The organism is Pedobacter xixiisoli (genome assembly GCF_900215335.1).
Classification (GTDB): Bacteria; Bacteroidota; Bacteroidia; order Sphingobacteriales; family Sphingobacteriaceae; genus Pedobacter; species Pedobacter xixiisoli.
Window position 1 is genome coordinate 1030609 of sequence record NZ_OCMT01000002.1, and the last position, 26497, is coordinate 1057105.

Here is a 26497-nt window from a genome sequence, read left to right on the forward strand (position 1 = left end):
ACTTATTTCAAAGATTTCTCTCAAGTACGCACTGTACTTCGCTTAGTCAAAATGATGGCAATGCTAGTTAACAATGCCCCAATAAATAATACAATACTACAAAAACCACAATGGTTGATACGCAACCACCTCCTAATTTCCAAGCGCCCCATCCGGCAAATATTGTTCTGAAAAAGTTATTCATACTTTTTAATGCTAGTTTGATAGGGATAACCACAGAAAAGGCAAAAGGTTTTAAAACCATTTAGATTGGTTGGAGAATTTAATTTTATGTTAAATCATAGAATAACAAACATCCTTTAGGCATATTTTGTTACTTTTGAAATTCGCTAATGGAAAAAACTGCAGCCATCAAAAAATCAAAGCTCTTTCACTTTTGTTATCACTTACAAAAAGCTTTTGTTCTATACCAAAAAAATGATCCCTTACGCTTAGCTGGTGCTACGGCATTTTTTGCCAACTTTGCCATTCCTCCCATTCTATTAATACTTATTAGGCTATTCGGTTTTTTTGTAGACAGAAAAATTTTAGCTACTCGCTTATTCGAGCGTATTTCTGAAATTTTAATTCCGAGCAGTACTGACCAAATTAGAGAAACCTTGCGAAACATTCGTGGTGTGGATCATAATTGGTGGGCTACGGTTTTAACTTTCGTGTTTTTCATTTTTGTGGCGACCACCCTTTTTAACGTCATTAAAAATTCGGTAGAACAAATCTGGAATATCGGTCAGGATGCGAAAGCTGGTTTCTTGTTTACCTTAAAAATCAGAGCGAGGTCCATGATCATTATCCTGTTAGCGGGAATTTTATTCTTCGTCGGTTTGGTGACAGATAGTATTCAAGCATTTGTAAGCACTTACCTTAACGGTACATCTCCAAACTTTGGCAAATGGTTACTTTGGGCGTTGAATCAAACTTTATTTACTTTGATTGTTATGGCTTGGTTTACCATTTTATTTAGGTTTTTAACCAATGCCAGACCAAGCTGGAAAATTGCTATACAAGGCGGACTGTTAACTGCGGTGCTATTCAATATTGGAAAATACATTCTTCGAATCATGTTGCCGCTTAGTAACATCGAAAACATTTATGGTGCATCAGGCTCTATTATTTTAGTGATGCTATTTGTATTTTACTCTTCACTAATCTTCTATTTTGGAGCTTGTTTCATCAAGGTGATTAGCGAACGTAAGCATAAAGATATACGCCCAATTAAGGGCGCACATGCTTACGAGTTAAAAGAAATTATATAATACTTATTAGAATAACCTTAGGCCTAAACCTAATGTAAACATATTTAGCTTGGTATCAGGATAACCTGCGTCGTTAAGTTTAGATAAGCCCATTTCGTATCTTAAATCTACGCTCAGCTTGCCAACATCTAATCCTGTTCCAAATTGCCATGCAAAAGCTTGGTCTTTAAAACTACCGCTAAAAACATTTGAAGCTGCATCACCAAAGCTTTGTTCATCATTCAAAATAAATGATACCACTGGCCCAGTATTTAATCTTACCCCAATTCCAGCAGCGCCAATTTTCGTTCCTACTAAAACAGGCACATCCAAACTTGTAAATTTCACATCACTTTCTAAACCACCACTTTTTAAGGTAGTATTTTTACCCGATAAGTATAACTCTGGCTGTAAATGTATGCCGGCTGCACCAATACGAGTCCAAACACCTACATAATAGCCAGCTCTGTTATCACTGCCAAAAGTGTTTTCGGTGCTAAATTTAGAAAGGTTAGCACCACCTTTCAGGCCAAACTGAAACGAAGGGAGTACTTGACCAAACGCTAAAAAGGTAGAAAAAATCAAGATCGCTACCAGAGAAATTCTTTTCATAAAATCAATATTTAAAATTTAATATACACGGCTAAAATACTCCTTTTTGGAGTAAATAAGCACAAAACGAAATAGTACTCGCTAAACAAGTTTTTATCAAATAGATAGTTTACCTGTTAAGCTCTTGCTTCAACTTTTTCAAATCCCTGCATTTCAAATACGGCCAATTTATCTAACGAGTTAAGGTGCAATGTTCCGAAGAAATTAAAAATCCCGTTTTCATTTTTACCTTCAATACAAACAGACTCTTTTAATACAGCATTTTTAGGATTTCTAACACCAGAAAAAAGTGTTTCTTCGTCTTGGATAATTATGTTTTTTGCTTCGATTGCAAAATCATTTAAAAGGGCCAAAAAAGCCTTACCATTGAGTAATAGTTCTTTAATATTCATAACCCAAAAATTTTAGTGAAGATTAGTTTAGAATTTAAACAGAAAAACATAACAAATAGTTCTAAAAATTTATAAATAAAATCACTAGGCTTAGGTTCTCCACATTATTTTAAACGCTGTAAATTTTAGACTTACAAAGTGTGCTAACACAGCTACAAATGAAAGGTATAACCATAGGCACAACCTATACTTTTCCGAAAAAACTACCCAGAAATGCCAAAATGTACTCAAATGCAAAAAATATTTGTTTAGCTGATACAAATCTATACCTTAGTTTCGTGAAATTCTTTAAGCGTTAAATCCTTAGATCACTCTAAATGAGGCTATCAAATTTTCTCAGCAGGAAAAAAATAGTTTCAATATGATTAAAAACCAAGTTATAGAAATATGAAACCATCATGATTTGCAATTAATTAACTTAAAGACTAAATCATGAGAGCTTCATAACCATTAAAAACCAATATAGTCGATATGAAAATAACAGTAGTAGGTGCTGGTGCCGTTGGCGCCACTTGTGCAGACAACATTGCACGAAAAGAGTTAGCAGAAGAACTAGTTTTATTAGATATTAAAGAAGGTTTCGCCGAAGGTAAGGCTATAGACATGATGCAAACGGCAACATTGCTTGGCTTCGATACTAAAATTAAAGGCGTTACCAACGATTATAGTCAAACGGCCGGTTCGGCAGTTGCGGTAATTACATCGGGCTTACCACGTAAACCCGGGATGACCCGCGAAGAGCTGATTGGCATTAATGCGGGCATTGTAAAAGGTGTTGCGGAGAATATCCTTAAGTATTCGCCAGATGCGATTATCATTGTTATCAGCAACCCAATGGACACCATGACTTATTTAGCGTTAAAATCGTTGGGCTTACCTAAAAACAGAATCATTGGTATGGGCGGCACTTTAGATAGTGCTCGTTTCAAATATTATTTAAGTGTGGCTTTAAAGTGCAATTCGAATGACTTACAAGGTTTCGTAATTGGCGGTCACGGTGATACGACGATGATTCCTTTAACCAGATATGCTACTTACCAAAGCTTACCTGTCACCGATTTATTGGATGACGCTACTTTAGAAAAAGTTGCTGCTGACACTATGGTTGGTGGAGCTACCTTAACGGGCTTATTGGGCACATCTGCTTGGTATGCACCTGGTGCGGCTGGTGCGGCACTGGTTGAAGCCATTGTTAGGGACGAGAAAAAATTATTCACTTGCTGTGTAGCCTTAGAAGGCGAATATGGCCAGCAGGATATTTGCTTGGGCGTTCCTGTAATCGTAGGCAAAAATGGTTGGGAAAAAATCATCGACTACAAATTAAACGAAAAGGAACAAGCAGCTTTTAATAAAAGTGCCGATGCTGTTCGTAATATGAACAGTGTATTGGCAGAAATGAAGTTGGTTTAAATAAAAATTTGGTTAACTGTTTGAACCGTTTTAATTGGTTAACTGTACCGCTACAATTAACCAATTAAAACAATTAACCGATTAAACAAATATAATGAGAACAATTTCTGTTCCCCTAATTTTAGTGAACTTACAAGACAACGGTTTCCACATTCTAGTGGAAATTGTTGTTTTTGGCGAAAAGCTTTTTGCAGTAGTAGATACTGGTGCCTCGCGTTCTGTATTTGACAAAGCTTTATTGGAGGCAAATATAAAAGACCTGCAAGAAAACGATGAGCAACAAGCAGCAACCATTTTTAGCAGTGCAACAACTTTAGTGGGTACTATCCCCCTACTGCAAATTGGAAAGCTAAAGTTACCCAACTACGAAACTGTAGCTATTGATTTACAAAGTGTTTCAGACACTTACATACAAATGGGGCAGCCGTCTATTGCAGGAATTATCGGTGGTGATATTTTGGTAGAGTTTAATTGTAAGATTGATTACAAGACAAAGGTGTTAAGGTTTTATAAAAAGTAATATTGCTTTTACAAAATTTTGTACATATTTTTGTACAAAAAATTATTATGCTAATTGCATCAGTATCCGATTTTAGGAAAGACATTAAGGCTTACCTTGATAAGGTGGCTAAAAATTTCGAGACATTGATTATCAATAGAGGTAAAGACTCTGGCATTGTCATCATGTCTTTAGAAGAGTATAATTCGCTTATGGCTACCAATTATGAATTGTCTTCCCGTAAAAACGAACAAAGGCTTGATAGCTCCATAGATAAGCTAAAAAACAAAACTACACTTACTAAAGAGCTAATTGAAGGTTAGATGAAGTACGTTTTCACTGATGAATCTTGGGAGGATTATCTTTATTGGCAGCAAACCGATAAAAAGAAGCTCAAAAAAGTCAATGAACTCATTAAAGATATTTCTCGTCATCCTTTTGAAGGAATAGGTAAACCGGAACCCTTAAAACATAAGTATAGTGGGTTTTGGTCGAGAAGAATTGATGACGAACATCGACTGATTTACAGAGTTGTAGACGATGAAATACAGATTGCAAAATGTAGGTACCATTACGACTGAGAAATTCACTATGTTATGAAAAACCCTATTCTATTCACCCTTTTTTATTGCATTTCAATTTTATCATTTGCCCAAGAAATTAAAATTGTAGACAAGCCAATTACCTACGATTCAAACAGAGTTCGTTTATCTCTGCAGTACCTTAAAGAAAGACACGGGATCATCCAAAACACGCCCACTATACAGCCCAAAATAATTGTATTACATTGGACTGCTGCCAAAACCTTTTCTTCTACTTTTAATGCTTTTAACCCTGCTAAACTCCCAAACGGAGATAGAAAAGATATCGCCATAGTCAGCAGTTTAAATACATCGTCACAGTTTATGGTTGATAGAGATGGTACCATCTACCGATTAATGCCAGAGAATTATTTTGCTCGTCATGTAATTGGACTGAACTATTGTGCCATAGGTGTAGAAAATGTGGGCAGTGCCGATTTTCCATTAACAGACGCACAACTAAAAGCCAATATCGAATTAGTAAAATACTTAAGCAAAAAATACAATATCGAATATTTGATTGGTCATTACGAATACACCAAGTTTAAAAATACATCACTCTGGAAAGAAACCAATCCAAAATACCAGACTGGAAAAAATGACCCTGGAGCAGACTTTATGTTAAAAGTTAGAAATGATGTTAAAGAACTAAACCTAAAGGGAGTACCTACAAAATAGCCTATTTTTTTCTTCTTTCTAAATTTCATTAACTTTAATTAATCAAACAAAGTAAATATGAAATTTTTAAGAATCTTTTTAGGGATAATCGTCGTACTTATCGCCATTATCTTAATTGGAAGCCTATTTCTTCCTAACACTTACTCGGTACGCAGGTCTACCAATATTGCAGCATCTGATACCACAGTTTACAAAAACATTGCTGATTTTAACAGCTTCAAGCAATGGAACCCATGGTACAAAATGGAACCGACTGCAAAAACTACAATTAGCGGAACACCAGAACAACCTGGACATTTATACGAATGGGTTGGCAAAGAAACTGGCTCTGGTCAAATGAAAATTACTTCAGTTAAACCCTTAGAGGAAGTTAAGATAGAATTAAAGTTCATTAAGCCATTTGAAAGTTTAGCAAACACTCAATTCAACGTAGCTAAAGAAGCTGATTCTACCAAAATAACTTGGACAATGAGTGGCGAAAACAATATCATGAGCAAATGGATGTGCCTAATTATGGGGGGTATGGATTCGATGATTGGAAAAGACTTTGAAGATGGATTAATCTCTCAAAGAAAAATCGGAAAAGAAATAAGCCTATTGAAACAGTCCTAAATTAAAATTTAGGACTGTTCTATTTCAGATATTCCAAACAAAAGCTTTTGTCTGTTGTTCGTTAAAAAACAGTAAAAATTATGCTGATAAGTAGATAATATTTTTTTATCTGCTTTTTTTTAAACTATTTGCCTCTTGATGAATTTACTATTAGTTGAAGATGAACCTAATGTGGTTTCGGTAGTCGTAAGAGGTCTTTCTGCAGAAGGATTTAATGTAAGTGTTGCACCCGACGGTACCACTGGCGAAAAAATGGCCTTGGCTAACAACTTCGACCTTATCATTCTAGATATTATGCTACCAGGCATTAATGGTTTAGAGCTTTGCAAAATCATCAAGAAAGAGAAACCAAATGTGCCAATTATTATGCTTACTGCATTAGGTACGACTGAAAATGTTGTTAATGGCCTAGATAACGGTGCCGACGACTACTTAATTAAACCGTTCAAATTTGCCGAATTGTTTGCCCGTATCAGGATGCTGCTAAGGCGTTACAATGGTTCGGTTAATCCCGATCAAATCATCAACATTGGTAGTTTACAGATTAACCTTACGGCAAAAAGCGTAAAGCGAGACAGCAATGAAATTACCCTAACAGCTACCGAATATCGCTTGTTAGAATTTATGGCAAAAAATAAAGCTAAAATTCTCTCGAGAATTGATATTTTAGAGAACGTATGGGACATCGATTTTAATTTGGGCACCAACGTAGTAGATGTTTATGTAAATTATCTACGTAAAAAAATAGACAAAAATAACGACCAAAAACTGATACATACCGCTGTTGGCTTAGGCTATGTATTAAAAGAATCCTAATGCAGTTAGCTAAAAAAATCACGCTCCTTTTTGCCATCCTTTCAGCAGTTATTATTTCATTGCTTAGTGGTTTTGTATGGTATTTTTCAAATGAATTTGCCTTTGAAGACTTTTACAAGCGTTTAGAGGCGAGGGTTAACATCGCAGCACAAATTAAACTTGTTAAGGATGAAAACAACGACGTTTATTCGAAAATGCGTAGTCAATATCTGGAAAGACTACCATCTGAAAAAGAATACGTAATCAAAGCCGATACAAACACTCACCCTACCATACAAACTGACGATGTTTTACCTAAAAGCTTCTTTTCTAAAATAAACGAGGGAAAAACGGCTCGCTATCGAAAAGAAAATCACTTTTATGCTGGAAAATATTTTGAGATTGGCAACCAAGGTTATATTGTAATTATTGCCGCAAATGACCCCTTTGGTTTTAGGGAGTTAAAAGATTTGCAGAAAATTCTAATCGCTGGTTTCTTCCTATCCGTCCTTTTATCTTTTATAGTGGGTTGGAAGTTCTCTAACTACACACTTGTTCCGCTTCGTAATATTATTAAAAGTATGAAGAAGATTAAAGCGGAAAACCTTCACTTACGCTTAGATGTGAAGAGTTATGGTGGGGATGAAATGTCGGAATTGGCACAAACATTCAACAATATGCTGAACAGACTGGAGACTGCTTTCGAAACGCAGAACAATTTCATCAGCAATGCTTCGCATGAGCTGAGAACTCCTTTAACCATTATCAGTGGAGAGGTTGAATTGGCTACCAATGCAGAAATGGGCTCTAAGGACCACTTAGCTGCACTAGATAAAATCAAAAGTGAAGCCGACAGGTTAGAGCATATATTAACCAGCCTTTTAGGTTTGGCGCAATCTGGCTTCAATGGAAAAGTTCAACCCCGTGAGTCGGTTAGGATCGACGAACTGTTGTGGGAAATTACCGATGCCGTAGTTCAGGTTCATCCAGAAAGTAAAATAGCATTAGATTTAAATGAACTTCCTGAAGACGAAGCGACGGTAACGCTAAAAGCAAATAAGAACTTATTGAAATTAGCACTTACTAATATCGTGAGTAACGCCTGTAAATATTCGGATTTTAAACCAGTAAGTGTTAAATTAGAAAGTAACGGTTCTTTACTTTCCATTGCAGTAACAGACCAAGGTATTGGAATTCCACAAGATGACATCCAGCACATTTTTGAACCATTTTTCAGAGCTTCTAATACTTCTAACTTTAAAGGTTACGGTGTTGGTTTGCCTTTGTCGTTGAACATCATCAGGTTACACCGTGGAAGCATCGGCATTAAAACCCAAGAAGGCTTCGGAACGGAGATTAAAGTAATGTTGCCAGTTAACTCCGAGCTACCATAGCGCTCAAATACGCATCAACGCAATTATTTGAAATTCTAATGTCATTCTAATCTCGTTCTTAAGCGGCTATAATTTCCTCGCCCTAAACTTGTATTAAATATTTATTTAAACATTTAAACAATAAGGGTTATGAAAAGAATATTAGTTCCAACGGATTTTAATGTAGAAAGCACCAAAATAATTGACGCTATTGCACTACACCAAGGTTTAGAAGAAGTAACCATTATCTTTTTACATGCTTTCAAACTATCTGATTCTATTACCGACATGTTAATGTTGAGCAGAAGAAGCAGAGATTACGAAAACATCAGCGATGATTTCAATAAAAAAATAGATGCCTATACCAACAAATATCAGAACAAGGTAAAAGGTATTGGTGTAGAATATTTCTATGGAAGTACAGCTGTTGCTTTCAGAAATTTATTAGAAGGTTTACAGATAGACATGATTGTTTATCCGAAGAACTACAACTTCAAACCTATCAACAAATATAGTATCGACCCTAAATACTTAACTGCTCGCAGCGGTTGTGAAGTTTTAGAATTAGATACTGAAGTGATTGCTAATGAGCAAGAACTTTTCGATACCAAAATTCAATCCACAGAGGTTGAAAAAAAGGTGTCTGCCTAATCAACAGTTTAACAAATTAAATCCCCAATATCATGCTATTAAGAAATAACATACCGATTACGTACATCTTTGGGAAGATTAAAAAAGAGCTACTTTATGTTGTCTTATATTCAATTGGAGTAGTTATATTATATCAGAATTTTCATTTTACCCGTATATCTATTCCTATTGCAGTTCCCGCTTTATTAGGTACGATTATATCATTGCTATTAGCTTTTAGGTCTAATCAGGCATACGACAGGTGGTGGGAAGCAAGAATATTATGGGGTGCTATTGTAAATGATTCCCGTTCTTTATCTAGGCAAATCCTCTCTTTTGTAGACAGTCCTTATGCAACAGAAGAAGTCAGTGCTTTTAAAAACAAATTTGTAAAAAGACAAATTGCTTGGTGTTACGCTTTAAGCCAATCATTGCGAGGCTTCAATTCTTCTAAAGGATTAGAGCGTTACCTAGACAGCAAAGAGCTTGCCTTTATCAAAACTAGAAACAATGTTACCGTTGCTTTATTAGAATTACATGCAATGGATCTAAAAAGAGCATTGCAAGAAGGTTGGATTAACAAATACCAGCAAATTGAGCTAGACAAGACACTGAATGCACTTTGTAATCACATGGGTGGATGCGAACGTATCAAGAAAACAATTTTTCCAGTTACTTACAGTACCTACATCCATATGTCTATCATTTTATTCATTATGATGCTTCCTTTTGGCCTCATAGAATATTTTGGACTGATGGAGGTTCCAGTGGTAATTTCTATCTCGGTATTCTTCTTACTAGTAGAAAAGATGGCAGTACATTTACAGGATCCTTTTGAGAATAAACCGACTGACACACCTACCACTACCATTTGCAGAACGATTGAAAAAGATTTGTATCAAATGCTAGATGATGACAATCTTTTCGAAGATAAAGCTCACGTAGATATGGCACCTGTAGGCTCATACTACATACTATAAGAAATTTCTAAGTGTTGTTTTTGATTACAACGAACCCTCCACTGCTTAATGCGGGGAGGGTTTATTTTTTCAACCTGAGTTCGACTATTATCGTTTGATTTGTAGTTATATAATATCGTTTTGATCTTACTGACCCTGAAATAAATTCAGGATAAGGATGCATGGGCATTCGGTCATGCTGAATTTATTTTACTTCGTAGCTTTCCGCTTCACTACAGGTCAGCATCAGTCTTGCATGAAAGAAATGATTTTAAACCAATAAAAAGCCCTCCGCTGTAATTCACAGGGAGGGCTTGATTTTATAATTGCTTTTAAAGCTTACGCATCAATTTTAGCATATTTTGCATTACGTTCAATAAACTCTCTACGTGGCGCAACCTCATCTCCCATCAACATAGAAAAAGTATGGTCACATTCTGCAGCATTTTCAATAGTTGCTTGCATTAAGATACGACGAGCCGGGTCTAATGTAGTTTCCCATAACTGCTCTGCGTTCATCTCACCCAAACCTTTATAACGTTGAATATGAACACTTTCTTCCTTACCTGCTCCTTTTAAACGTTGTATTGCAGCATCACGCTGAACATCGTTCCAAGCATATTCAAAATCTTTACCCTTTTTAACTTGATAAAGTGGTGGCGCAGCAATGTACACGTAACCCGCTTCGATCAAAGGTTTCATATAACGGAAGAAGAAAGTCAAAATCAACGTAGTAATGTGTGAACCGTCGATATCAGCATCCGTCATGATGACTATTTTATGGTAACGCAATTTCGCAATATTCAATGCTTTATCATCCTCTTCGGTACCAATACTTACGCCCAAAGCAGTGAACATATTCTTAATCTCGTCATTTTCGTAGATTTTATGTTCCATTGCCTTCTCCACGTTCAAAATTTTACCTTTTAACGGAAGAATAGCTTGATAGTTACGATCACGACCTTGTTTAGCGGTACCACCCGCCGAGTCACCCTCTACTAGGAACAACTCGCATTTTTCTGGATCACTATCAGAACAATCGGCCAATTTACCTGGCAAACCAGAACCGCCCATTACGCTCTTACGCTGAACCATTTCACGAGCCTTACGAGCTGCCGCCCTAGCTGTCGCAGCTAAGATCACCTTATTGATGATCATTTTAGCTTCCTTCGGATTTTCCTCCAAGTAATTACCCAAGGCTTCACCTACAGCAACATCTACCGCACCCATTACCTCGCTGTTACCCAACTTGGTTTTGGTTTGTCCTTCGAATTGAGGCTCCTGAACTTTAACAGAAACAACTGCCGTCAAACCCTCTCTAAAGTCATCGCCAGTAATCTCCATTTTTAGGTTTTTCAACAAACCAGATTTATCAGCGTAAGCTTTTAAAGTACGTGTTAAACCACGACGGAAACCAGCGATATGCGTACCACCCTCGTGAGTATTAATATTATTCACGTAAGAGTGTACATTTTCAGAGTAGCTATCATTGTATTGGAAAGCCAATTCTACTGGAATTCCGTTTTTAATACCTTCGATATAAATTGGCTCTGGCAAGAAAGATGCACGTGTACCATCTAAAAAGGCAACAAACTCTTTCAAACCACCATCAGAGTGGAAAACTTCCTGATAGAAAGTACCATCTTCCAATTCTTCACGTTCGTCTGTCAACGTTAGTGAAATGCCTTTATTTAAGAAAGCAAGTTCACGTAAACGACCAGCCAAAGTATCGTATTTATATTCTGTAGTTTGCGTAAAGATGGTTGGATCTGGACTAAAAGTTACAATCGTTCCTCTTTTGTCCGTAGTTCCAACTTCTTTAACATCATATTGCGGAACACCAATTTCATACTCTTGCATCCAGATTTTGCCTTCGCGATGCACTTCGGCTTTTAAATGGGTAGATAATGCGTTAACACAACTTACCCCCACCCCGTGTAAACCACCAGAAACCTTGTAGGTATCTTTATCGAATTTACCACCTGCGTGCAAAACGGTCATTACAATTTCTAATGCCGATTTATTTTCTTTAGTGTTGATACCGGTTGGAATACCACGTCCGTTATCTTCAACTCGGATAGAATTGCCTTTTAAAATATTTACATAGATTGTATCTGCGTGACCGGCTAAAGCCTCATCAATAGAGTTATCTACAACTTCATAAACTAAATGGTGTAAACCTTTAACTCCGGTATCACCAATATACATCGAAGGACGCTTACGAACAGCCTCTAAACCTTCTAAAACCTGTATATTATCCGCCGAATAATTAGAGTTTGGATTATTTTCTTCGCTCATATTTTATGTGAAAAATTAAGAATCAAAAATACGCAATTTTTATGGATTTCAGGGTATTGTGGATAACTATTCGAGTGTTTTTTAGCCATTATTCTGAAGTACGCAATCGACAGTTAAAAGCTCCTCAATTAGCTTGTTAAATAGCTAGCCAACCATCTAAACTTCGAAGGTTTCAACATTTAAACCAAAGAATTGAATTTGATTTTTATATTTGTTAAAATTTACAAAAACAGAATGAGATTAAACACAGTAAAATTTAGTGGCTTGGCTACTGCAATTGCCATCGTTTCTATCATGAGCGCTTGCGGAAATAACGAAGCAAAAACAGAAGGAACAGCAGCAAAACCAGCTGTAACTACAGATGCAAATAAGGATAAAATCGTTTTCGTAGATTCGGATTCGCTTTTAAACCAATATGAGTACTTCAAAGTACTTAAAACTAAAATGGAAGCCAAAGGAAAAGCTGCTGATGCAGACATGAAAGCTAAAGGACAAGCTTTCCAACGTGATATGCAACAATACCAAGCGCAAGCACAAGGAATGACTGCTGAGCAAAGAGCTGCAACCGAAGAAAGATTGGGCCGTAAACAACAAGAATTACAAGCTTACCAACAAAATGCTGGCGCCGCTTTCCAAAACGAACAAGCTAAAGAGCAAGAAGCACTTTACAACAAAGTTGCTGATTATCTTAAAGTTTACGCTAAAGACAAAGGCTATAAAATGGTGTTGAAATACCAAAAAGGCATGGGCGATATTCTTTTCGCTGACGCAAGTTTAGACGTAACTAGCGAAGTAATTAAAGGCTTAAACGAAGCTTATACTAAAGAGAAGAAATAAATTCACAGCCCTTCCGTCATTTCGACCAGAGGGAGAAATCTAAAAAATAGTTTAAGGTCTCGCATTTTGCGGGACTTTTTTTTTGCAATTTGTCGTCATTGCGAGGCACGACCGCGAAGCAGCTACGACGTAAATCAATCTTACAACTGTAGACAAGCAAATAAAACGCTTTAAGATTGCTTCGTATCTCCATCCATTTGTAACATCTTCCAACTTTCACCGCTCTAACTTGTTGTAAACTCAACAACCATGGACAGATATCAGCAGCAAATAGCACTAGAACTTGAGTTTTGGAAACTAGAAGTAATGAAGAAACCATCGTTGATGGGAAATATCGCTACTAAAGTCCAAGGAAAAATCAACAGCTATATTCCGCAAAAAGTTCATAATGCCATTACCGCTACTATTAAGCAGATGATCAAAGCAGTGCTCTTTGGATCGGAGATTACAAGTTCCGATATACCGCCTGCCGAGATGAGCTTGATCCACAGAGAAGCACTAGTGAAGGCGAAAATTGACAGTTACTGCAAAACTGGCGCAGCAGAAGGCGGCATTACGGGAGCAGGCGGCTTCTTAATGAGCATGGCTGATTTCCCGATTTTGATTGCTATTAAAATGAAACTACTTTACGAAATTGCAGCGCTTTATGGCTTTAATACCAGCGATTTTAGGGAACGCTTGTACATTTTACATATCTTTCAATTGGCCTTTTCTAGCAAGAAGGGCGGACAAAAAATTCTGTCACAAATGAAAAATTGGGATGAGAAACTTATTTTACTTCCAGAAAGTGGTGACCAGTTTGATTGGCAAACCTTTCAGCAAGAGTACCGTGATTATATTGACTTGGCAAAATTAGCGCAACTACTTCCTGTAGTTGGCGCTGCAGTTGGTGCTGTTGCCAATTATCAGCTCATCAAAAAACTGGGAAAAACCGCGATGATGAGCTACAGGATGAGGATTCTTGAATATGATGAGCTTATTCGATAATGTGATGATTTGAGAATAACGCATTGCTTAGTCAATTATGGTATTTTGGTGCAATGCCTTTGTTATTCAAACCCGATTGAAGCGGAAATACTTTTTGTTGCACTTACTTCAGACTTCGTAAGTTTTAAAACTTACGAAGTCTTTTTTTCGCAACTACGTTCACAAAAAGATTACAGCGAAAAGCGGGGCTGCAGTTGCCTAAAAGTACTGACTAAGCTTTTCCAAAAACACCTCTTCTACCTTAAACCTTTCAGCTTCCACCTTTTTTAACTACCTTTGCGGCTTATTTTTCAGCAACATGATTTCAGTTTCAAACTTATCGCTACGTTACGGAAAACGTACACTATTTGAGGATGTTAACCTAAAATTTACGCATGGCAACTGCTATGGAGTAATTGGCGCAAATGGCGCAGGTAAATCTACCTTCATGAAGATTTTATCTGGTGATGTACAGCAAACTAGTGGTTCGGTGGCTTTTACGCCAGGCGAACGTATGGCTGTGCTTAAGCAGAACCACTACGAGTTCGACGAGTTTCCGGTAATTGAAACGGTGATGATGGGACACAAGCAATTGTACGACATCATGAAGGAAAAAGACGCCATCTATATGAAGGAAGATTTCTCTGAAAAAGACGGCGAACGTGCTGGCGAATTGGAAAACCTTTTTGCAGAAATGGACGGCTGGAACATGGAGAGCAATGCGGCTACGATGTTGAGTAACCTTGGCATTAAGGAAGAGTTTCACCATAAGTTATTGAAAGAATTGGACGGTAACCAAAAAGTACGTGTGTTATTGGCACAAGCTTTATTTGGCAATCCCGATATTTTATTATTGGATGAGCCTACCAACGATTTGGACATTGATACCGTTGCATGGTTGGAAAATTTCTTGGCAGACTACCAAAACATTGTATTAGTGGTAAGTCACGATAGGCACTTTTTAGATGCGGTTTGTACACACATCGTAGATATTGATTTCAGTAAAATGAATATTTACAGCGGTAACTACAGTTTCTGGTACGAAAGTTCGCAGTTAGCGCTAAAACAACGTTCAGACCAAAACAAGAAACTAGAAGATAAAGTAAAAGAGTTACAGGATTTTATCCGCAGGTTTAGTGCGAACGCTTCTAAATCTAAACAAGCAACTTCACGTAAAAAGGCTTTAGATAAAATCGATATCTCAGAAATTAAAGCTTCAAGTCGTAAGTATCCAGCTATTATGTTTAACAATAATGGTGCTCGTGAGGCAGGTGACCAAATTCTACAGGTTGAAAAACTGAGCAAAACTGTGAATGGCGAGGTTTTCTTCAAAGACATCAGCTTTATGGTGAACAAGGGAGATAAAATCGCCGTGCTATCTCAAAACAGCTTAGCTACTGCCGCTTTTTACGAAATTTTAAATGGTAACGATAAAGATTTCACTGGAGAGTTTAAATTTGGTGTGACTATTAGCATAGCTGATATTCCTAACGATAACACTGAGTTTTTCGCTAACAAAGACGAGAACTTGGTAGATTGGTTACGTGAATACTCTGGAACTGATGCTGATGAGCAATTTGTACGTAGCTTCTTGGGTCGTATGTTATTTTCTGGCGAAGAAGTATTGAAAAACGTAAAAGTGCTTTCCGGAGGTGAGAAAATGCGTTGTATGTTCTCAAGAATGATGTTGCAACAAGCTAACTTCTTATTGTTTGATGAACCAACCAACCACTTGGATTTGGAATCAATTACCGCATTAAACAACGGCATGAAAGATTTTAAAGGCACGATGTTATTTACCTCACGAGATCATGCATTGACCGAATCTGTTGCGAATCGTATTATCGAGATTACGCCAAAAGGAATTATCGATAAACTAATGACTTACGATGATTATATCAACAGCAGCGAGGTTGCGAAGTTGAGAGAAGAAATGTATAAATAGTACTTACTATCGTCATTTCGACGAAGAATGATGAGAAATCTAATATGATACTTATAATAAGCTAGATTTCTCACTACGTATCGAAATGACGAGAACGCATAAAAAAAATCCCTGAGAGAATTCTCTCAGGGATTTTTTGTTTTACAATAAGCCCCTCGTTGGGGAGGCGCCCTATGGATTAAACGCTAATGAAACATAGTACATTGCACCTACTTCTGGGTTACCATAAGAAGTGATATAGTATTTGTTCAAGATGTTTGAACCACCAATTTTAACTATAGAATTTACTGAAGGCACTTTCAAATTCACTTGGGCATCTACTGTTCCAAATGCAGGTACTTCACCACCGGCAAAAGATGAGAACCAAACGAATCTATCTTGCCAACGATAGTTCACATTGAAACCTACGTTTTTGAACACTTCGCGGTTACTAATACCTAAGTTATAACGGATTTCTGGTGTGTTGAAATCGTTATTGTAGTCAGCTGGCAAGTCGTTTAATTTATTGTAAGAAACGTTACCTGAGAAAGTGTATTTGCCTCTAACGTAATCTAAACCAAATGCACCACCATAAGTAGTAACTTTACCTGTTGCATTTACAGGCACACCAAATTTAGTAAACGTGGTTCCATTTAACTGATGAACATTCACACCGGTAATGAAGTTTTTGTATTCATTATAGAAACCATAAACATCTATTAAGAAGTTAGAACCTAACAAACCTTTATAGCCCAATTCGAAGGCATTAACACTCTCTGGACGCACTCCTCTTGAATCAAAAGTGTATTCTTTTAAAATGCCTGTTGTTGGCTGACCAGCTGCCAAAGCGTTCACAAAAGCCCTATAACTGGCTTCTGTATAAGGTCTATTACCTTGTAAATTATATTTATCTAAAAACTCAGGTATTCCACCAATAAGGCGTTGACTACCCCCACCAACTGCTAAATTTATATACTGATTTTGAGTTGTTGGGTTACGAAAACCAGTTTGAAATGAAGCACGGATGTTACTGTTTTTAGCAACTGTCCAAACTCCTGTTACTCTTGGAGTAAAACGGCCATCAAAATTTTGACTTTTATCGTAACGGCCAGCCACAGTTAATTTAAACGATTCTCCAAATTTCTTTCCTAACTGACCAAAAGCCGCATATTCATCAATATCTATTTCTCTACTTAAATCATCAAATATAGTGCCTCCAGAATTTAAGTCAAATCTACGGGCAGAAGCTCCAATTTGAAACTCTACTACATTATCAAACAACCTTGAGAAATTATACATCCCTTCGTAATGATAAAGATTAGACTTATCATTAAACTTTGCGCCATATACCCCAGTAGCTAGATTTGTTTGACTGATATAGGTGTTTTTAATTTCTTCCGCAAAAGTCTCAAACCTAGCAGACCCCGGCATAGCTCGTCCAGCGTCTGCTGCTTGGCGAGCGGCCACATGAGCTTGTGCTTCAGTAACTGCTGGATTCAACCGTGCGCCTACATAAGTACCGATATATTGTGGCAACCAAGCAGTAGAAGATTTATCCTTTTCGCTAACATATGCTCCTAAAATTGAAGAAATATATGAGTCTCCTGAACGCTCTTGAGTAGTATAACCTCTAACGTAAAAATCTTCACCTTTTAATTCTAATTTATATAAACCAATATTAAAATTACGTAATGAATATCTATCTGAACCGGTATAAACAGATGTACCTGTTCCCCAATTTGCTTGTGCCGTTAATTGAATCGTTGGCGTAAAGTTATAGTACAAACCTCCTGACATTTTTAACGATTTAGTGTCATAATCTACTAAATCTATTTCATTATATCCTGTTCTTGTAATATTTTGATTGGGCAAAACGCCAGGATTACGTTGAGCATAATAGAATGGCAAATATTGACTCGTAACCGCTGTTCTAAGAGCAGCAGGAACATTTGTATTGATAAAAGATATATAATTGGCATAAGGAGTACCAGCAGGCAAATTATTTAGTACCGTTTGTGGGTTAAATAGGCCTCCAGAAGCATTTAATATTGCTTGCCTAGCACCAGCTTCAACTGTATTATTAGTAGTTCTCATATTATAAGCTGTCTCATCTCCGTAAACATTAACGCCGTCATAAGCTGGATCACTCTGACGATCTCCCGCTTTCGGCATATTGGCATTTCTATCAAAATTTGATGTATTAGTACCGAACCAATCCTTCGCCTGTAAGAATGAAAATGCAAATTTAGCACCGAACTTGTTGTTCCAAGATTTTGCCATACGCATATCAAACTGTCTAAATTCTTGCGCAGAAGTATTGTTATCGTTTACGTGGTTCACACCAGTTTTTAATTGAAAACTTACACCCTGATATTTGAACGGATCTTTAGAAGTCATTAACATGGTACCACTGATACCGCCAGCACCATATAAAGCTGAAGAAGCACCTGGCAATAACTCTACATTATCAACATCTAATTCCGTGATACCAACGATATTACCTACAGAGAAGTTTAAGCCCGGCGCCTGGTTATCCATTCCATCAATTAATTGATTGAAACGAGTATTACCATTTGCATTGAAACCTCTTGTATTGTAAGATCTGAAAGTTAAACTTTGCGTACTCATCTCCACACCTTTGATATTTTGAATAGCATCATAGAATGAAGGAGCAGCAGCTTCCTTAATCTGAGCTTGCCCCAAACGCTCAATGGTTACTGGAGATTCCAAAATACGTTCTGGCGTTCTCGAAGCTGAAACTACAACCTCCTGACCTAAAATAGCACCAGATTCTAACTCAAAACTTAAATTGTTCGTAGCACCTGTAACCGATCTTTCAATGGTAGTGTATCCTACAAATGTAACAGAAAGTGTAAATGGAGGTTTTTCAGTTGTTGTAAAAGAGAATCTACCATTTTGATCGGTAGATGAACCTATCGTTTTTCCTTTCACTGTAACGCTTACTCCTGGGATCGGCTCGTTGGTTAGCTTGTCCTTTACGGTACCGCTCACCACAATGCTTTGTGCAATGGCTGCGAACCCAGTCCACAGCAAAACACAAATCATAAGAATGACTTTAGTAATAGTTTTGTTCATACGTCTGTAGTTTATATTGTTTATTTTAACATAAACTTAATACATTTTTTTATACTTACAAATTCTATTTTTTTTAACATAATTAGTTTTGAGTAATTAAAAATAGATTACGTTTCATTTCGTTTTTATAATTAAATTGCCTCCTTACATTTTGATTGAAACATCAAAAACAACAACCAAAAACTACAAATTACCAAATGAACAGAGTTAAAGCATTGATTTGCATCATTATTCCTATTCTATTGGGATATACATTAAATACGAAGTTTGGCGACCTGCCTCCAATATTAAAATTCCTTAATCCTTTTACTGGATTTTGGCAGAATGCTGAAGGGTCATCTCCTGCTAAAAACAAAAAATTGGTTCTAAAAAATGCTCACGACAAAATTGAGATTTTGTTTGACGACAGGATGATCCCTCACGTATTTGCACAAAATGACCATGATGTATATTATGCGCAAGGTTATGTAACTGCCATGCATCGCCTTTGGCAAATGGATTTCCAAACTCGTTTTGCTGCCGGAAGAATTTCTGAAGTTGTGGGAGCAAAAGCAATTGAGGTAGACAAATACCAACGCAGAATGGGCATGATGTATGGTGCCGAAAATTCTCTGGAAGGCATGATGGCAGATCCTCAATCTAGAGAAATGTTATTAGCATATACAGAAGGCATTAACGATTACATCAAATCTTTAAACAAACGCAATCTACCAGTAGAATACAAACTATTAAACTTTAAACCCGAACAATGGTCGCCGATCAAATGCGCATTGTTGCTTAAACAAATGTCTGCGGTATTAGCAATGGGTTCTGATGAATTCTACATGACCAACGTACTTAAAAAATACGGACCGGCAATTACCAAAGACTTATTCCCAGACTATCCATTTAAGGAAGATCCAATTATACCCGTAGGCACCAAATGGGATTTTGAACCACTTCCAGTACCTGGCACACCAAAATCATTTACTGAAATGATGACTGCCAATATCGCTACAAAACAAAAAGTAGAAGGAATTGGAAGCAATAATTGGGCAGTATCTGGAATTAAAACAGCATCTGGTTTCCCTATTTTAGCAAACGATCCGCACTTAGATTTAACGTTACCATCGATCTGGTATCAAATACAATTGCATGCTCCTGGCATTAATACATATGGTGTTTCACTTCCTGGTGCTCCTGGAGTCATTATTGGTTTTAACCAAAACATTGCTTGGGGTGTAACCAACGTAGCTGCAGATGTGCTAGATTTTTATCAGATTAAATTTAAGGATGACAAACACGACAGTTATTGGTACAACAATAAATGGAATGCTACCAAGCCGAGGTATGAAACCATCAAAATTAAAGGTGGAAAAGATATTGTTGACACTGTTTATTACACTCATCATGGCCCGATAGTTTACTTTCAGAAACCTAGCTACAGCAGGGCGAACAATGTACCTACAGGACATGCTTTACGTTGGATAGCTCACGACAAATCGAATGAATTGAAAACCTTTTATTTGATGAACCGAGCTAAAAACTATGATGACTACAGAAAAGCTTTACCTTATTTTACCGCTCCTGCACAAAACTTCATCTTTGCAAGTGCAGATAACGATATTGCAATTACGCCTAATGGTAAACTTCCTTTAAAATGGAAAAACCAAGGTAAGTTCATTTTAGATGGAACCGATCCTAGCAACGATTGGCAAGGCTGGATTCCAGCTTCGCAAAATCCGACGGTTAAAAATCCACCACGAAACTTCGTAAGTTCTGCCAATCAATCTTCTACAGATCCTACTTACCCATATTACATCAATTGGGAATTTGCACCTTACGAAAGAGGCAAAAGAATTAATGACAGGCTGGCGGCAATGAAAAATGTAACGGCAGACAGCATGCGTAATCTACAAATGGACTCGTACAGCATCATGGCCGAAAACATCGTACCTTATATTTTACCACTGGTTAATAATGCCAACCTAAATGCTACGCAAAAAGAATCGTACAACTTAATTACAAAGTGGAACAAATATTTTGACGCCAAATCTGTTGCGGCAAGTGTTTTTGACCTTTGGACAAAGAGATTATCTACCGAAATTTGGGATGATGATTTTGGCGACAAAGACACACCGATGCGCTTTCCTTCTAGGGATCGCACCATTGAGTTGATACAAAAAGATCCCAATTCAAAATGGTTTGACAATGTAAAAACCTCTAAAAAAGAAACTTTAGCAGATTTAGTTAACTCTTCTTTTAAATATGCATGCGATAGTTTAGAAAGGAAATATGGTCCAATTGGCGAAGATTGGCAATGGGGTAATTTCAAAAATTCTAATGTGCCTCACTTAGCAAAAATACCTGGGTTTGGCTCTAAAAAAATGTTGATTGGCGGTTCTAAAAGTACTGTAAATGCGCTATCAGAAACTAATGGCCCTTCATGGAGAATGGTGATTGAATTGGGCAAAACACCTAAAGGTCACGGCGTTTATCCTGGTGGACAATCTGGAAATCCAGGCAGCCCATACTATGATAACATGATTGACACTTGGGCAGAAGGCAAGTTATATGATTTGTTCTTCATGCAATCTCCCGATGATAAAGGAGGAAAAATTATCTCTCGTTATAAAATCTCAAAAAAATAGACAATGGTTTTCATCGTTATACTTATTCTATCTTTCGCACTACAATCTTTTTTCCCTTGGTGGACTATCATTGTAGTTTCTTTTGCCACTTGCGGCATTATTGGAAAAACAGGAAAAATCTCTTTTTGGCAACCATTTTTTGCCATTATCGTTCTGTGGACTGGAATGGCTTTATATAAAAGTTTTCCGAACAACCACCTGCTAGCCGGACGTGTAGCTGAAATGTTTGGCTTAAAAGTATGGCCAGCAATTTTAGCAGTTACTGCGCTAATTGGCGGTTTAGCGGCTGGCATTAGCGGTTATTGCGGCTATCATTTCCGAAAAGCAACAATTAAATCTAAAGCGAAAGCTTAGTCGATAAAAAACTTCGTATTTTTGCCCTGTGAACATCAACGCAGGGCATTTTTTTTCTATACAGACCGAAGCAGAATTTAACGAAGCCGCATTAGAAACTTTTCGTTTTCAAGCCGCTAATAATCCAATATATAGAGCGTATATTTCTCATCTAAAAATTGATGTTGAAGCTATTAACAGCTATACAGATATTCCTTTCCTTCCGATTAGCTTTTTTAAATCGCATGCTGTTATATCTAGTAATAAGCCTGTAGAAATTACTTTCAGCAGCTCTGGAACTACAGGTCAAGTTACCAGCAAACATTTAGTTCAAGAGGTATCAATCTACGAAGATAGTTACAACAAAGCATTTGAATTATTTTACGGCAAACCAGATGATTGTTGCATCCTAGCACTACTTCCATCCTACTTAGAACGCGATGGTTCTTCTCTAATTTACATGGTAGATGATTTATTGAAGCAAAGTACTCACCCTAAAAGTGGCTATTTTCTACATAACCATGAAGAACTTCACCAAACCTTAGGAGAACTGAAATCAATGAAGCAAAAGACAATTTTAATTGGGGTTACCTACGCTTTACTTGATTTTACAGAGCAATATCAAATTGATTTTCCTGAGCTCATTGTGATGGAAACTGGAGGTATGAAAGGGAAAAGAAAGGAAATGGTACGTGCTGAACTTCATCAGCTGCTTTGTTCGTCATTTGGTGTAAAACACATTCATAGCGAATACGGAATGACCGAACTACTATCTCAAGGATATTCCAAAGGAGACGGGATTTTCGAATGCCCACCGTGGATGAAAATTCTGTTGAGAGATACTTCTGACCCATTAAGCATCTTATCAGCTTCGTATATTACTGGCGGCATCAATGTCATTGACTTGGCCAACATCAACTCTTGTTCGTTTATAGCAACGCAAGACTTAGGTAAAATTCACGGAGAAAACCGATTCGAAATTATGGGCAGATTTGATAATGCAGATATTAGAGGCTGTAACCTGCTAGTACAATAAGTAAAAGCAGCCTCAACGTCATTTCGACGACGTTAGGAGGAGAAATCTAGCAAAATCTAATTCATATGCTAGATTTCTCACTTCACTTCGTTTCGTGTCGAAATGACGACCGACTTTTAAACAGCTTTTTCGTAAAAAGAAATTATTCTGCTATAATTAAAAAGTAGTTTTTCTTTCCTTTTTGAACTACCAAAAACTCGTCATTGATCAAGTTTTCATTAGAGAAAGTAGCATTTAAATCGGCTACTTTATTTTTATTGATACTTAAACCGCCACCTTGTACCGTTTTCTTAACTTCGCCCTTTGAAGGGAAAACAGTAGTTTTTTCTGCCAATAAAGAAGGTGTGTCAATTCCGGCAGCCAAGTCAGCTTTCGAGACTTTAAACTGAGGAATACCATCAAAAATGTCCAATACCTCTGCAGAGCTAAGTCCATTTAAAAATTCTAATGAACCATTACCAAACAAAAATTCAGAAGTCTTGATCGCTGTTTCCAATGCCTCAACAGAGTGCGTCCTAACGGTAATATCTTCCGCTAATGCCTTTTGCAAGATACGCAAGTGTGGTGCTTCATCATGTTGTGCTTCTAACGCCTCCAACTCTTCTTTCCCTTTTAAAGTAAAGATCCTGATCCAAGCCTTAACATCGCTATCCGATGAATTTAACCAAAACTGGTAGTATCTATAAGGTGAAGTTTTTGCCGGATCTAACCAAATGGCACCACTTTCTGTTTTACCAAATTTAGTGCCATCCGCCTTTTTAATCAACTGTGTAGTTAAAGCATAAGCAGTACCACGGTCTTTTCTTCTAATCAATTCTGTTCCGGTAACAATGTTACCCCATTGATCAGAACCGCCCATTTGCAAAATGCAGTTATGGTGTTTCCACAAATAATAAAAATCGTAACCTTGAATTAATTGATAACTGAATTCGGTGAAAGAAAGTCCATTATCTCCTTCCAAACGCTTTTTCACGCTGTCCTTTGCCATCATGTAGTTCACTGTGATGTGTTTACCTACCTCACGAATGAAATCCAGAAAATTGAAATCCTTGAACCAGTCGCCGTTGTTAACCATTACGGCACCATTTCCGCCTTCTGCAAAATTAAGAAATTTAGAAAGTTGCTTTTTCATTCCCGCAAGGTTATGAGCAACCATTTCTTCCGTTTGCAGATTGCGTTCGTCAGATTTTCCAGATGGATCACCCACCATGCCTGTTGCACCACCAACCAAAGCAACAGGTTTATGTCCCGCTCTCTGGAAATGGATTAACGTCATGATTTGAGTTAGATGTCCTACATGCAAAGAATCAGCTGTTGGGTCGAAACCAATATAGCCAGCACACATACCGTCATTCAGTTTCTGCTCAGTGTCGGGCATGATGTCATGTAACATGCCTCTCCAACGTAATTCTTCTACAAAATTTTCCATCAGTTTTTTGTTTCTTTTGTGATGAAGCAATCAGTTTTTTCAAATTCCCTTCGGATTTCAAAAATCACGATGGTTTCATCTTTAACGATTTTTCAAGGCGCAAAGATAACTTTTAGTTTTTTGGTTTTTCAGTTTTTTGGTTTTTTGGTTTCTTAGAAATACTCAACTAACTAACAAAACAACCAAACGACTAACAATCTATATAGCTATATTTACGATATGAACTTCCTTTCGCATTTTTACTTCGACAGAAATACGCCAAACGCTAACATCGTTTTAGGAACTATTTTGCCGGACCTTTTAAAAAATGCCAACAAGAGCTGGAATGTTCATCCAGAGAAACATGCAGAATTATTTGAAAAAAATGGCCTAGACACTTTATTACAGGGCTGGAAAAGACATTTACAGGTAGATTTGTTATTTCATTCGTCAGATTTTTTCACTAGCAAAACTCAAGATTTAAAACAACTACTTATCCCAATATTAAAAGATAGTCCAGTACGCCCATCTTTTTTAGCACATATTGGTGTAGAACTACTTTTAGACCATTTGCTCATCGAACATCAGCAAATAGCCATTCATTCATTTTATGATAATTTGGATGCCGTCAAAGACGATGATTTAGCGGATTTTCTAAAAAACTGCAATATCGATGATACTGAACTTTTCTTCAAGTTTTTCAACGGTTTCAAATCTAGTAGATACTTGCTCAGCTATCAAAAACTAGAGAATATCAGCTTTGCTCTACAACGTATTTGCATGCGATTGTGGGAACATCCCTTTACGGAAAAAACGACTTATGATTTAACCTCAGTACTAGAATTTTACAAAATCCAATTAGAAATTGATTTTATGGTTATATTTGAAGAAATCGAAATTCGATTGACCTAACCTATGCGTAAACATCTACTACTTATCCTTTTATCTGTCGCTGCTACCTCGGCAAATGCGCAAAGAAAATACAGTAACGAGTTCCTCAACATCGGTGTGGGCTCTACAGCGTTTGGCTTATCGGGTTCTGTAGTGGCAAGCGTAAACGACGTAACAGCTGGCTACTGGAATCCTGCTGGTTTGGCCCGTATGGAAACCCCTCGACAAGTGAGTTTTATGCACTCCGAATATTTTGCGGGTATTGCCAAGTACGACTACGGTTCGTTCGCCACTTCGGTGCAAGACAACACTGCTGTAATTGGCGCATCTGTTTTAAGATTTGGTGTAGATGATATTCCTGATACTTCTGAATTAATTGATGCCGATGGAAATATCAATTACGATAGAGTGAAGAAATTTTCTGCCGCAGATTATGCGTTTATCTTTTCTTATGCCCGTAAAAAAGGCAAAAATGGCATTGGAGCAGGTGACGGTTTAAGTTATGGAGCCAATGTTAAGGTCATCCACCGTTTGGTTGGCGAGTACGGTAAATCTTGGGGCTTTGGTTTAGATGCTGGTGTGCAATACCAAAAAGGAAAATGGAAATTTGCCGCAGTTGGAAAAGACATTACTTCTACCTTCAACTCGTGGAGCTATAATGCCGACAAACTTTCTACCGTTTACGCTACCACAGGCAACGATATCCCTAAAAGCTCTACAGAAACCACCATGCCTCGCATTATTTTAGGTGTAGCTTACGATACAGCGTTAAGCGAAAAATTCAACATCATGGCCGAAACCAACATCAATTTAACTACTGATGGACAAAGAAACGTGTTGGTAAGTGCCGACCCTGTTAGTGCCGACCCAACTGTTGGTCTCTCGGTTGATTTCAAGAAAACCATTTTTTTACGTGGCGGAGTAGGTAATATTCAAAAGTCTACAGATTTTACAGGCAAACAAATTTACACCTATCAACCTAATATGGGTGTAGGTATTAAAATAAAGAATTTCTCTTTAGACTATGCGTTAACCAACGTTGGCAACAGCTCTGACGCACTTTACAGCAACGTTTTTTCTATCAGATTAGATTTCGAAGCCAAGTAATTTAATTTTTTGAAAAGCAAGAGCTGAGCTACGATTTACGTTAGCCCTGCTTTACATTTCAATTTTTTTGCTGGCATTGCCTTTTCATCATTGTCATGCTGAGTTTATCGAAGCATCTATTAGCAACAATCCTTCGACAGGTTCAAGGATGACACCTGCAAAAAAGATTTACATTTCAATCAGGTTTAAAAACAAACT

Annotated in this window: 25 protein-coding genes; 19 read left to right on the plus strand and 6 right to left on the minus strand. The window is 37.2% G+C overall.

Features of this window, described 5'->3' with window-relative positions; genetic code table 11:
- Positions 1-67: 67 nt before the first annotated feature.
- Positions 68-244 (minus strand): hypothetical protein, encoded by a 177-nt coding sequence (locus CRO54_RS21195; protein WP_179747336.1) that lies wholly within the window; start codon positions 242-244, stop codon positions 68-70.
- 88 nt (positions 245-332) lie between these two features.
- On the opposite strand from CRO54_RS21195, the gene CRO54_RS10695 reads away from it, so the two are divergent.
- On the plus strand, positions 333-1253 hold the full coding sequence (locus tag CRO54_RS10695) for a YihY/virulence factor BrkB family protein (RefSeq protein ID WP_097131776.1): 921 nt from the start codon (positions 333-335) through the stop codon (positions 1251-1253).
- A 6-nt stretch (positions 1254-1259) separates the two neighbouring features.
- Here CRO54_RS10695 and CRO54_RS10700 read toward each other — a convergent pair whose 3' ends face one another.
- The gene (locus tag CRO54_RS10700) at positions 1260-1844 is read right to left on the minus strand and encodes a porin family protein (RefSeq protein WP_097131778.1); all 585 of its coding nucleotides are present in this window, start codon (positions 1842-1844) and stop codon (positions 1260-1262) included.
- Positions 1845-1960: 116 nt separating this feature from the next.
- The gene (locus CRO54_RS10705; protein WP_097131780.1) at positions 1961-2236 is read right to left on the minus strand and encodes a hypothetical protein; all 276 of its coding nucleotides are present in this window, start codon (positions 2234-2236) and stop codon (positions 1961-1963) included.
- 471 nt (positions 2237-2707) lie between these two features.
- On the opposite strand from CRO54_RS10705, the gene mdh reads away from it, so the two are divergent.
- The 10 genes from mdh (at position 2708) to CRO54_RS10755 (ending at position 9794) form a co-directional block, all read left to right on the plus strand.
- A complete protein-coding gene (mdh, locus tag CRO54_RS10710) occupies positions 2708-3646 on the plus strand; it encodes a malate dehydrogenase (RefSeq protein ID WP_097131782.1) in 939 nt (312 codons plus the stop codon).
- A 94-nt stretch (positions 3647-3740) separates the two neighbouring features.
- The gene (locus tag CRO54_RS10715; RefSeq protein ID WP_097131784.1) at positions 3741-4166 is read left to right on the plus strand and encodes an aspartyl protease family protein; all 426 of its coding nucleotides are present in this window, start codon (positions 3741-3743) and stop codon (positions 4164-4166) included.
- Positions 4167-4213: 47 nt separating this feature from the next.
- Complete coding sequence (locus CRO54_RS10720) at positions 4214-4468, plus strand: type II toxin-antitoxin system Phd/YefM family antitoxin (protein WP_097132338.1); 255 nt, start codon at positions 4214-4216, stop codon at positions 4466-4468.
- Complete coding sequence (locus tag CRO54_RS10725; protein WP_097131786.1) at positions 4469-4726, plus strand: Txe/YoeB family addiction module toxin; 258 nt, start codon at positions 4469-4471, stop codon at positions 4724-4726.
- A 15-nt stretch (positions 4727-4741) separates the two neighbouring features.
- Complete coding sequence (locus tag CRO54_RS10730; protein WP_097131789.1) at positions 4742-5404, plus strand: peptidoglycan recognition protein family protein; 663 nt, start codon at positions 4742-4744, stop codon at positions 5402-5404.
- 57 nt (positions 5405-5461) lie between these two features.
- Complete coding sequence (locus CRO54_RS10735) at positions 5462-6016, plus strand: SRPBCC family protein (protein WP_097131791.1); 555 nt, start codon at positions 5462-5464, stop codon at positions 6014-6016.
- A 138-nt stretch (positions 6017-6154) separates the two neighbouring features.
- Positions 6155-6832 carry a response regulator transcription factor gene (locus CRO54_RS10740; protein WP_097131793.1) on the plus strand — a complete coding sequence of 226 codons (678 nt, stop codon included), beginning with the start codon at positions 6155-6157 and terminating at the stop codon, positions 6830-6832.
- On the plus strand, positions 6832-8205 hold the full coding sequence (locus CRO54_RS10745; RefSeq protein ID WP_097131795.1) for a sensor histidine kinase: 1374 nt from the start codon (positions 6832-6834) through the stop codon (positions 8203-8205). Before CRO54_RS10740 ends, CRO54_RS10745 begins: the two co-directional genes overlap by 1 nt.
- Positions 8206-8334: 129 nt before the next feature.
- The gene (locus CRO54_RS10750) at positions 8335-8835 is read left to right on the plus strand and encodes a universal stress protein (protein WP_097131797.1); all 501 of its coding nucleotides are present in this window, start codon (positions 8335-8337) and stop codon (positions 8833-8835) included.
- Positions 8836-8867: 32 nt separating this feature from the next.
- On the plus strand, positions 8868-9794 hold the full coding sequence (locus tag CRO54_RS10755; RefSeq protein ID WP_097131799.1) for a bestrophin family protein: 927 nt from the start codon (positions 8868-8870) through the stop codon (positions 9792-9794).
- A gap of 318 nt (positions 9795-10112) precedes the next feature.
- Here CRO54_RS10755 and gyrB read toward each other — a convergent pair whose 3' ends face one another.
- Complete coding sequence (gene gyrB, locus CRO54_RS10760) at positions 10113-12071, minus strand: DNA topoisomerase (ATP-hydrolyzing) subunit B (protein ID WP_097131802.1); 1959 nt, start codon at positions 12069-12071, stop codon at positions 10113-10115.
- A 234-nt stretch (positions 12072-12305) separates the two neighbouring features.
- On the opposite strand from gyrB, the gene CRO54_RS10765 reads away from it, so the two are divergent.
- The 3 genes from CRO54_RS10765 to CRO54_RS10775 all read left to right on the plus strand — a co-directional run bounded on the left by CRO54_RS10765 (position 12306) and on the right by CRO54_RS10775 (position 15819).
- Positions 12306-12908 carry an OmpH/Skp family outer membrane protein gene (locus tag CRO54_RS10765; protein ID WP_097131804.1) on the plus strand — a complete coding sequence of 201 codons (603 nt, stop codon included), beginning with the start codon at positions 12306-12308 and terminating at the stop codon, positions 12906-12908.
- A gap of 249 nt (positions 12909-13157) precedes the next feature.
- Positions 13158-13895 (plus strand): EcsC family protein, encoded by a 738-nt coding sequence (locus CRO54_RS10770; protein WP_097131806.1) that lies wholly within the window; start codon positions 13158-13160, stop codon positions 13893-13895.
- A 298-nt stretch (positions 13896-14193) separates the two neighbouring features.
- Positions 14194-15819 (plus strand): ABC-F family ATP-binding cassette domain-containing protein, encoded by a 1626-nt coding sequence (locus CRO54_RS10775; RefSeq protein ID WP_097131808.1) that lies wholly within the window; start codon positions 14194-14196, stop codon positions 15817-15819.
- Positions 15820-15990: 171 nt separating this feature from the next.
- On the opposite strand, the gene CRO54_RS10780 is transcribed toward CRO54_RS10775, so the two are convergent.
- Positions 15991-18894 (minus strand): TonB-dependent receptor, encoded by a 2904-nt coding sequence (locus tag CRO54_RS10780; RefSeq protein ID WP_097131810.1) that lies wholly within the window; start codon positions 18892-18894, stop codon positions 15991-15993.
- A 197-nt stretch (positions 18895-19091) separates the two neighbouring features.
- Here CRO54_RS10780 and CRO54_RS10785 point away from each other — a divergent pair, with 197 nt between their 5' ends.
- Genes CRO54_RS10785 through CRO54_RS10795 form a run of 3 tightly spaced genes read left to right on the plus strand, consistent with a single transcriptional unit; the run spans position 19092 to position 22893 of the window.
- The gene (locus tag CRO54_RS10785; protein ID WP_097132339.1) at positions 19092-21524 is read left to right on the plus strand and encodes a penicillin acylase family protein; all 2433 of its coding nucleotides are present in this window, start codon (positions 19092-19094) and stop codon (positions 21522-21524) included.
- Positions 21525-21527: 3 nt separating this feature from the next.
- Positions 21528-21878 (plus strand): hypothetical protein, encoded by a 351-nt coding sequence (locus tag CRO54_RS10790; RefSeq protein WP_097131812.1) that lies wholly within the window; start codon positions 21528-21530, stop codon positions 21876-21878.
- Positions 21879-21906: 28 nt separating this feature from the next.
- The gene (locus CRO54_RS10795; protein ID WP_097131814.1) at positions 21907-22893 is read left to right on the plus strand and encodes a LuxE/PaaK family acyltransferase; all 987 of its coding nucleotides are present in this window, start codon (positions 21907-21909) and stop codon (positions 22891-22893) included.
- A gap of 142 nt (positions 22894-23035) precedes the next feature.
- Here CRO54_RS10795 and tyrS read toward each other — a convergent pair whose 3' ends face one another.
- Positions 23036-24322 carry a tyrosine--tRNA ligase gene (gene tyrS, locus CRO54_RS10800; protein ID WP_097131816.1) on the minus strand — a complete coding sequence of 429 codons (1287 nt, stop codon included), beginning with the start codon at positions 24320-24322 and terminating at the stop codon, positions 23036-23038.
- Between the two features lie 219 nt (positions 24323-24541).
- Between tyrS and CRO54_RS10805 the strand changes: the two genes are divergently transcribed.
- A complete protein-coding gene (locus CRO54_RS10805) occupies positions 24542-25213 on the plus strand; it encodes an ACP phosphodiesterase (RefSeq protein WP_097131818.1) in 672 nt (223 codons plus the stop codon).
- A 3-nt stretch (positions 25214-25216) separates the two neighbouring features.
- Positions 25217-26299, plus strand: coding sequence for a putative type IX sorting system protein PorV2 (locus CRO54_RS10810; RefSeq protein ID WP_097131820.1), 1083 nt, complete (start codon positions 25217-25219; stop codon positions 26297-26299).
- Positions 26300-26497: the final 198 nt, after the last annotated feature.

What these genes read in the sequence shown, in the direction of transcription:
- CRO54_RS21195 (WP_179747336.1), bottom strand. Translation starts at nt 244, where the DNA reads ATGGTTTTAAAACCTTTTGCCTTTTCTGTGGTTATCCCTATCAAACTA.
- CRO54_RS10695 (WP_097131776.1), top strand. Translation starts at nt 333, where the DNA reads ATGGAAAAAACTGCAGCCATCAAAAAATCAAAGCTCTTTCACTTTTGT.
- CRO54_RS10700 (WP_097131778.1), bottom strand. Translation starts at nt 1,844, where the DNA reads ATGAAAAGAATTTCTCTGGTAGCGATCTTGATTTTTTCTACCTTTTTA.
- CRO54_RS10705 (WP_097131780.1), bottom strand. Translation starts at nt 2,236, where the DNA reads ATGAATATTAAAGAACTATTACTCAATGGTAAGGCTTTTTTGGCCCTT.
- mdh (WP_097131782.1), top strand. Translation starts at nt 2,708, where the DNA reads ATGAAAATAACAGTAGTAGGTGCTGGTGCCGTTGGCGCCACTTGTGCA.
- CRO54_RS10715 (WP_097131784.1), top strand. Translation starts at nt 3,741, where the DNA reads ATGAGAACAATTTCTGTTCCCCTAATTTTAGTGAACTTACAAGACAAC.
- CRO54_RS10720 (WP_097132338.1), top strand. Translation starts at nt 4,214, where the DNA reads ATGCTAATTGCATCAGTATCCGATTTTAGGAAAGACATTAAGGCTTAC.
- CRO54_RS10725 (WP_097131786.1), top strand. Translation starts at nt 4,469, where the DNA reads ATGAAGTACGTTTTCACTGATGAATCTTGGGAGGATTATCTTTATTGG.
- CRO54_RS10730 (WP_097131789.1), top strand. Translation starts at nt 4,742, where the DNA reads ATGAAAAACCCTATTCTATTCACCCTTTTTTATTGCATTTCAATTTTA.
- CRO54_RS10735 (WP_097131791.1), top strand. Translation starts at nt 5,462, where the DNA reads ATGAAATTTTTAAGAATCTTTTTAGGGATAATCGTCGTACTTATCGCC.
- CRO54_RS10740 (WP_097131793.1), top strand. Translation starts at nt 6,155, where the DNA reads ATGAATTTACTATTAGTTGAAGATGAACCTAATGTGGTTTCGGTAGTC.
- CRO54_RS10745 (WP_097131795.1), top strand. Translation starts at nt 6,832, where the DNA reads ATGCAGTTAGCTAAAAAAATCACGCTCCTTTTTGCCATCCTTTCAGCA.
- CRO54_RS10750 (WP_097131797.1), top strand. Translation starts at nt 8,335, where the DNA reads ATGAAAAGAATATTAGTTCCAACGGATTTTAATGTAGAAAGCACCAAA.
- CRO54_RS10755 (WP_097131799.1), top strand. Translation starts at nt 8,868, where the DNA reads ATGCTATTAAGAAATAACATACCGATTACGTACATCTTTGGGAAGATT.
- gyrB (WP_097131802.1), bottom strand. Translation starts at nt 12,071, where the DNA reads ATGAGCGAAGAAAATAATCCAAACTCTAATTATTCGGCGGATAATATA.
- CRO54_RS10765 (WP_097131804.1), top strand. Translation starts at nt 12,306, where the DNA reads ATGAGATTAAACACAGTAAAATTTAGTGGCTTGGCTACTGCAATTGCC.
- CRO54_RS10770 (WP_097131806.1), top strand. Translation starts at nt 13,158, where the DNA reads ATGGACAGATATCAGCAGCAAATAGCACTAGAACTTGAGTTTTGGAAA.
- CRO54_RS10775 (WP_097131808.1), top strand. Translation starts at nt 14,194, where the DNA reads ATGATTTCAGTTTCAAACTTATCGCTACGTTACGGAAAACGTACACTA.
- CRO54_RS10780 (WP_097131810.1), bottom strand. Translation starts at nt 18,894, where the DNA reads ATGAACAAAACTATTACTAAAGTCATTCTTATGATTTGTGTTTTGCTG.
- CRO54_RS10785 (WP_097132339.1), top strand. Translation starts at nt 19,092, where the DNA reads ATGAACAGAGTTAAAGCATTGATTTGCATCATTATTCCTATTCTATTG.
- CRO54_RS10790 (WP_097131812.1), top strand. Translation starts at nt 21,528, where the DNA reads ATGGTTTTCATCGTTATACTTATTCTATCTTTCGCACTACAATCTTTT.
- tyrS (WP_097131816.1), bottom strand. Translation starts at nt 24,322, where the DNA reads ATGGAAAATTTTGTAGAAGAATTACGTTGGAGAGGCATGTTACATGAC.
- CRO54_RS10805 (WP_097131818.1), top strand. Translation starts at nt 24,542, where the DNA reads ATGAACTTCCTTTCGCATTTTTACTTCGACAGAAATACGCCAAACGCT.
- CRO54_RS10810 (WP_097131820.1), top strand. Translation starts at nt 25,217, where the DNA reads ATGCGTAAACATCTACTACTTATCCTTTTATCTGTCGCTGCTACCTCG.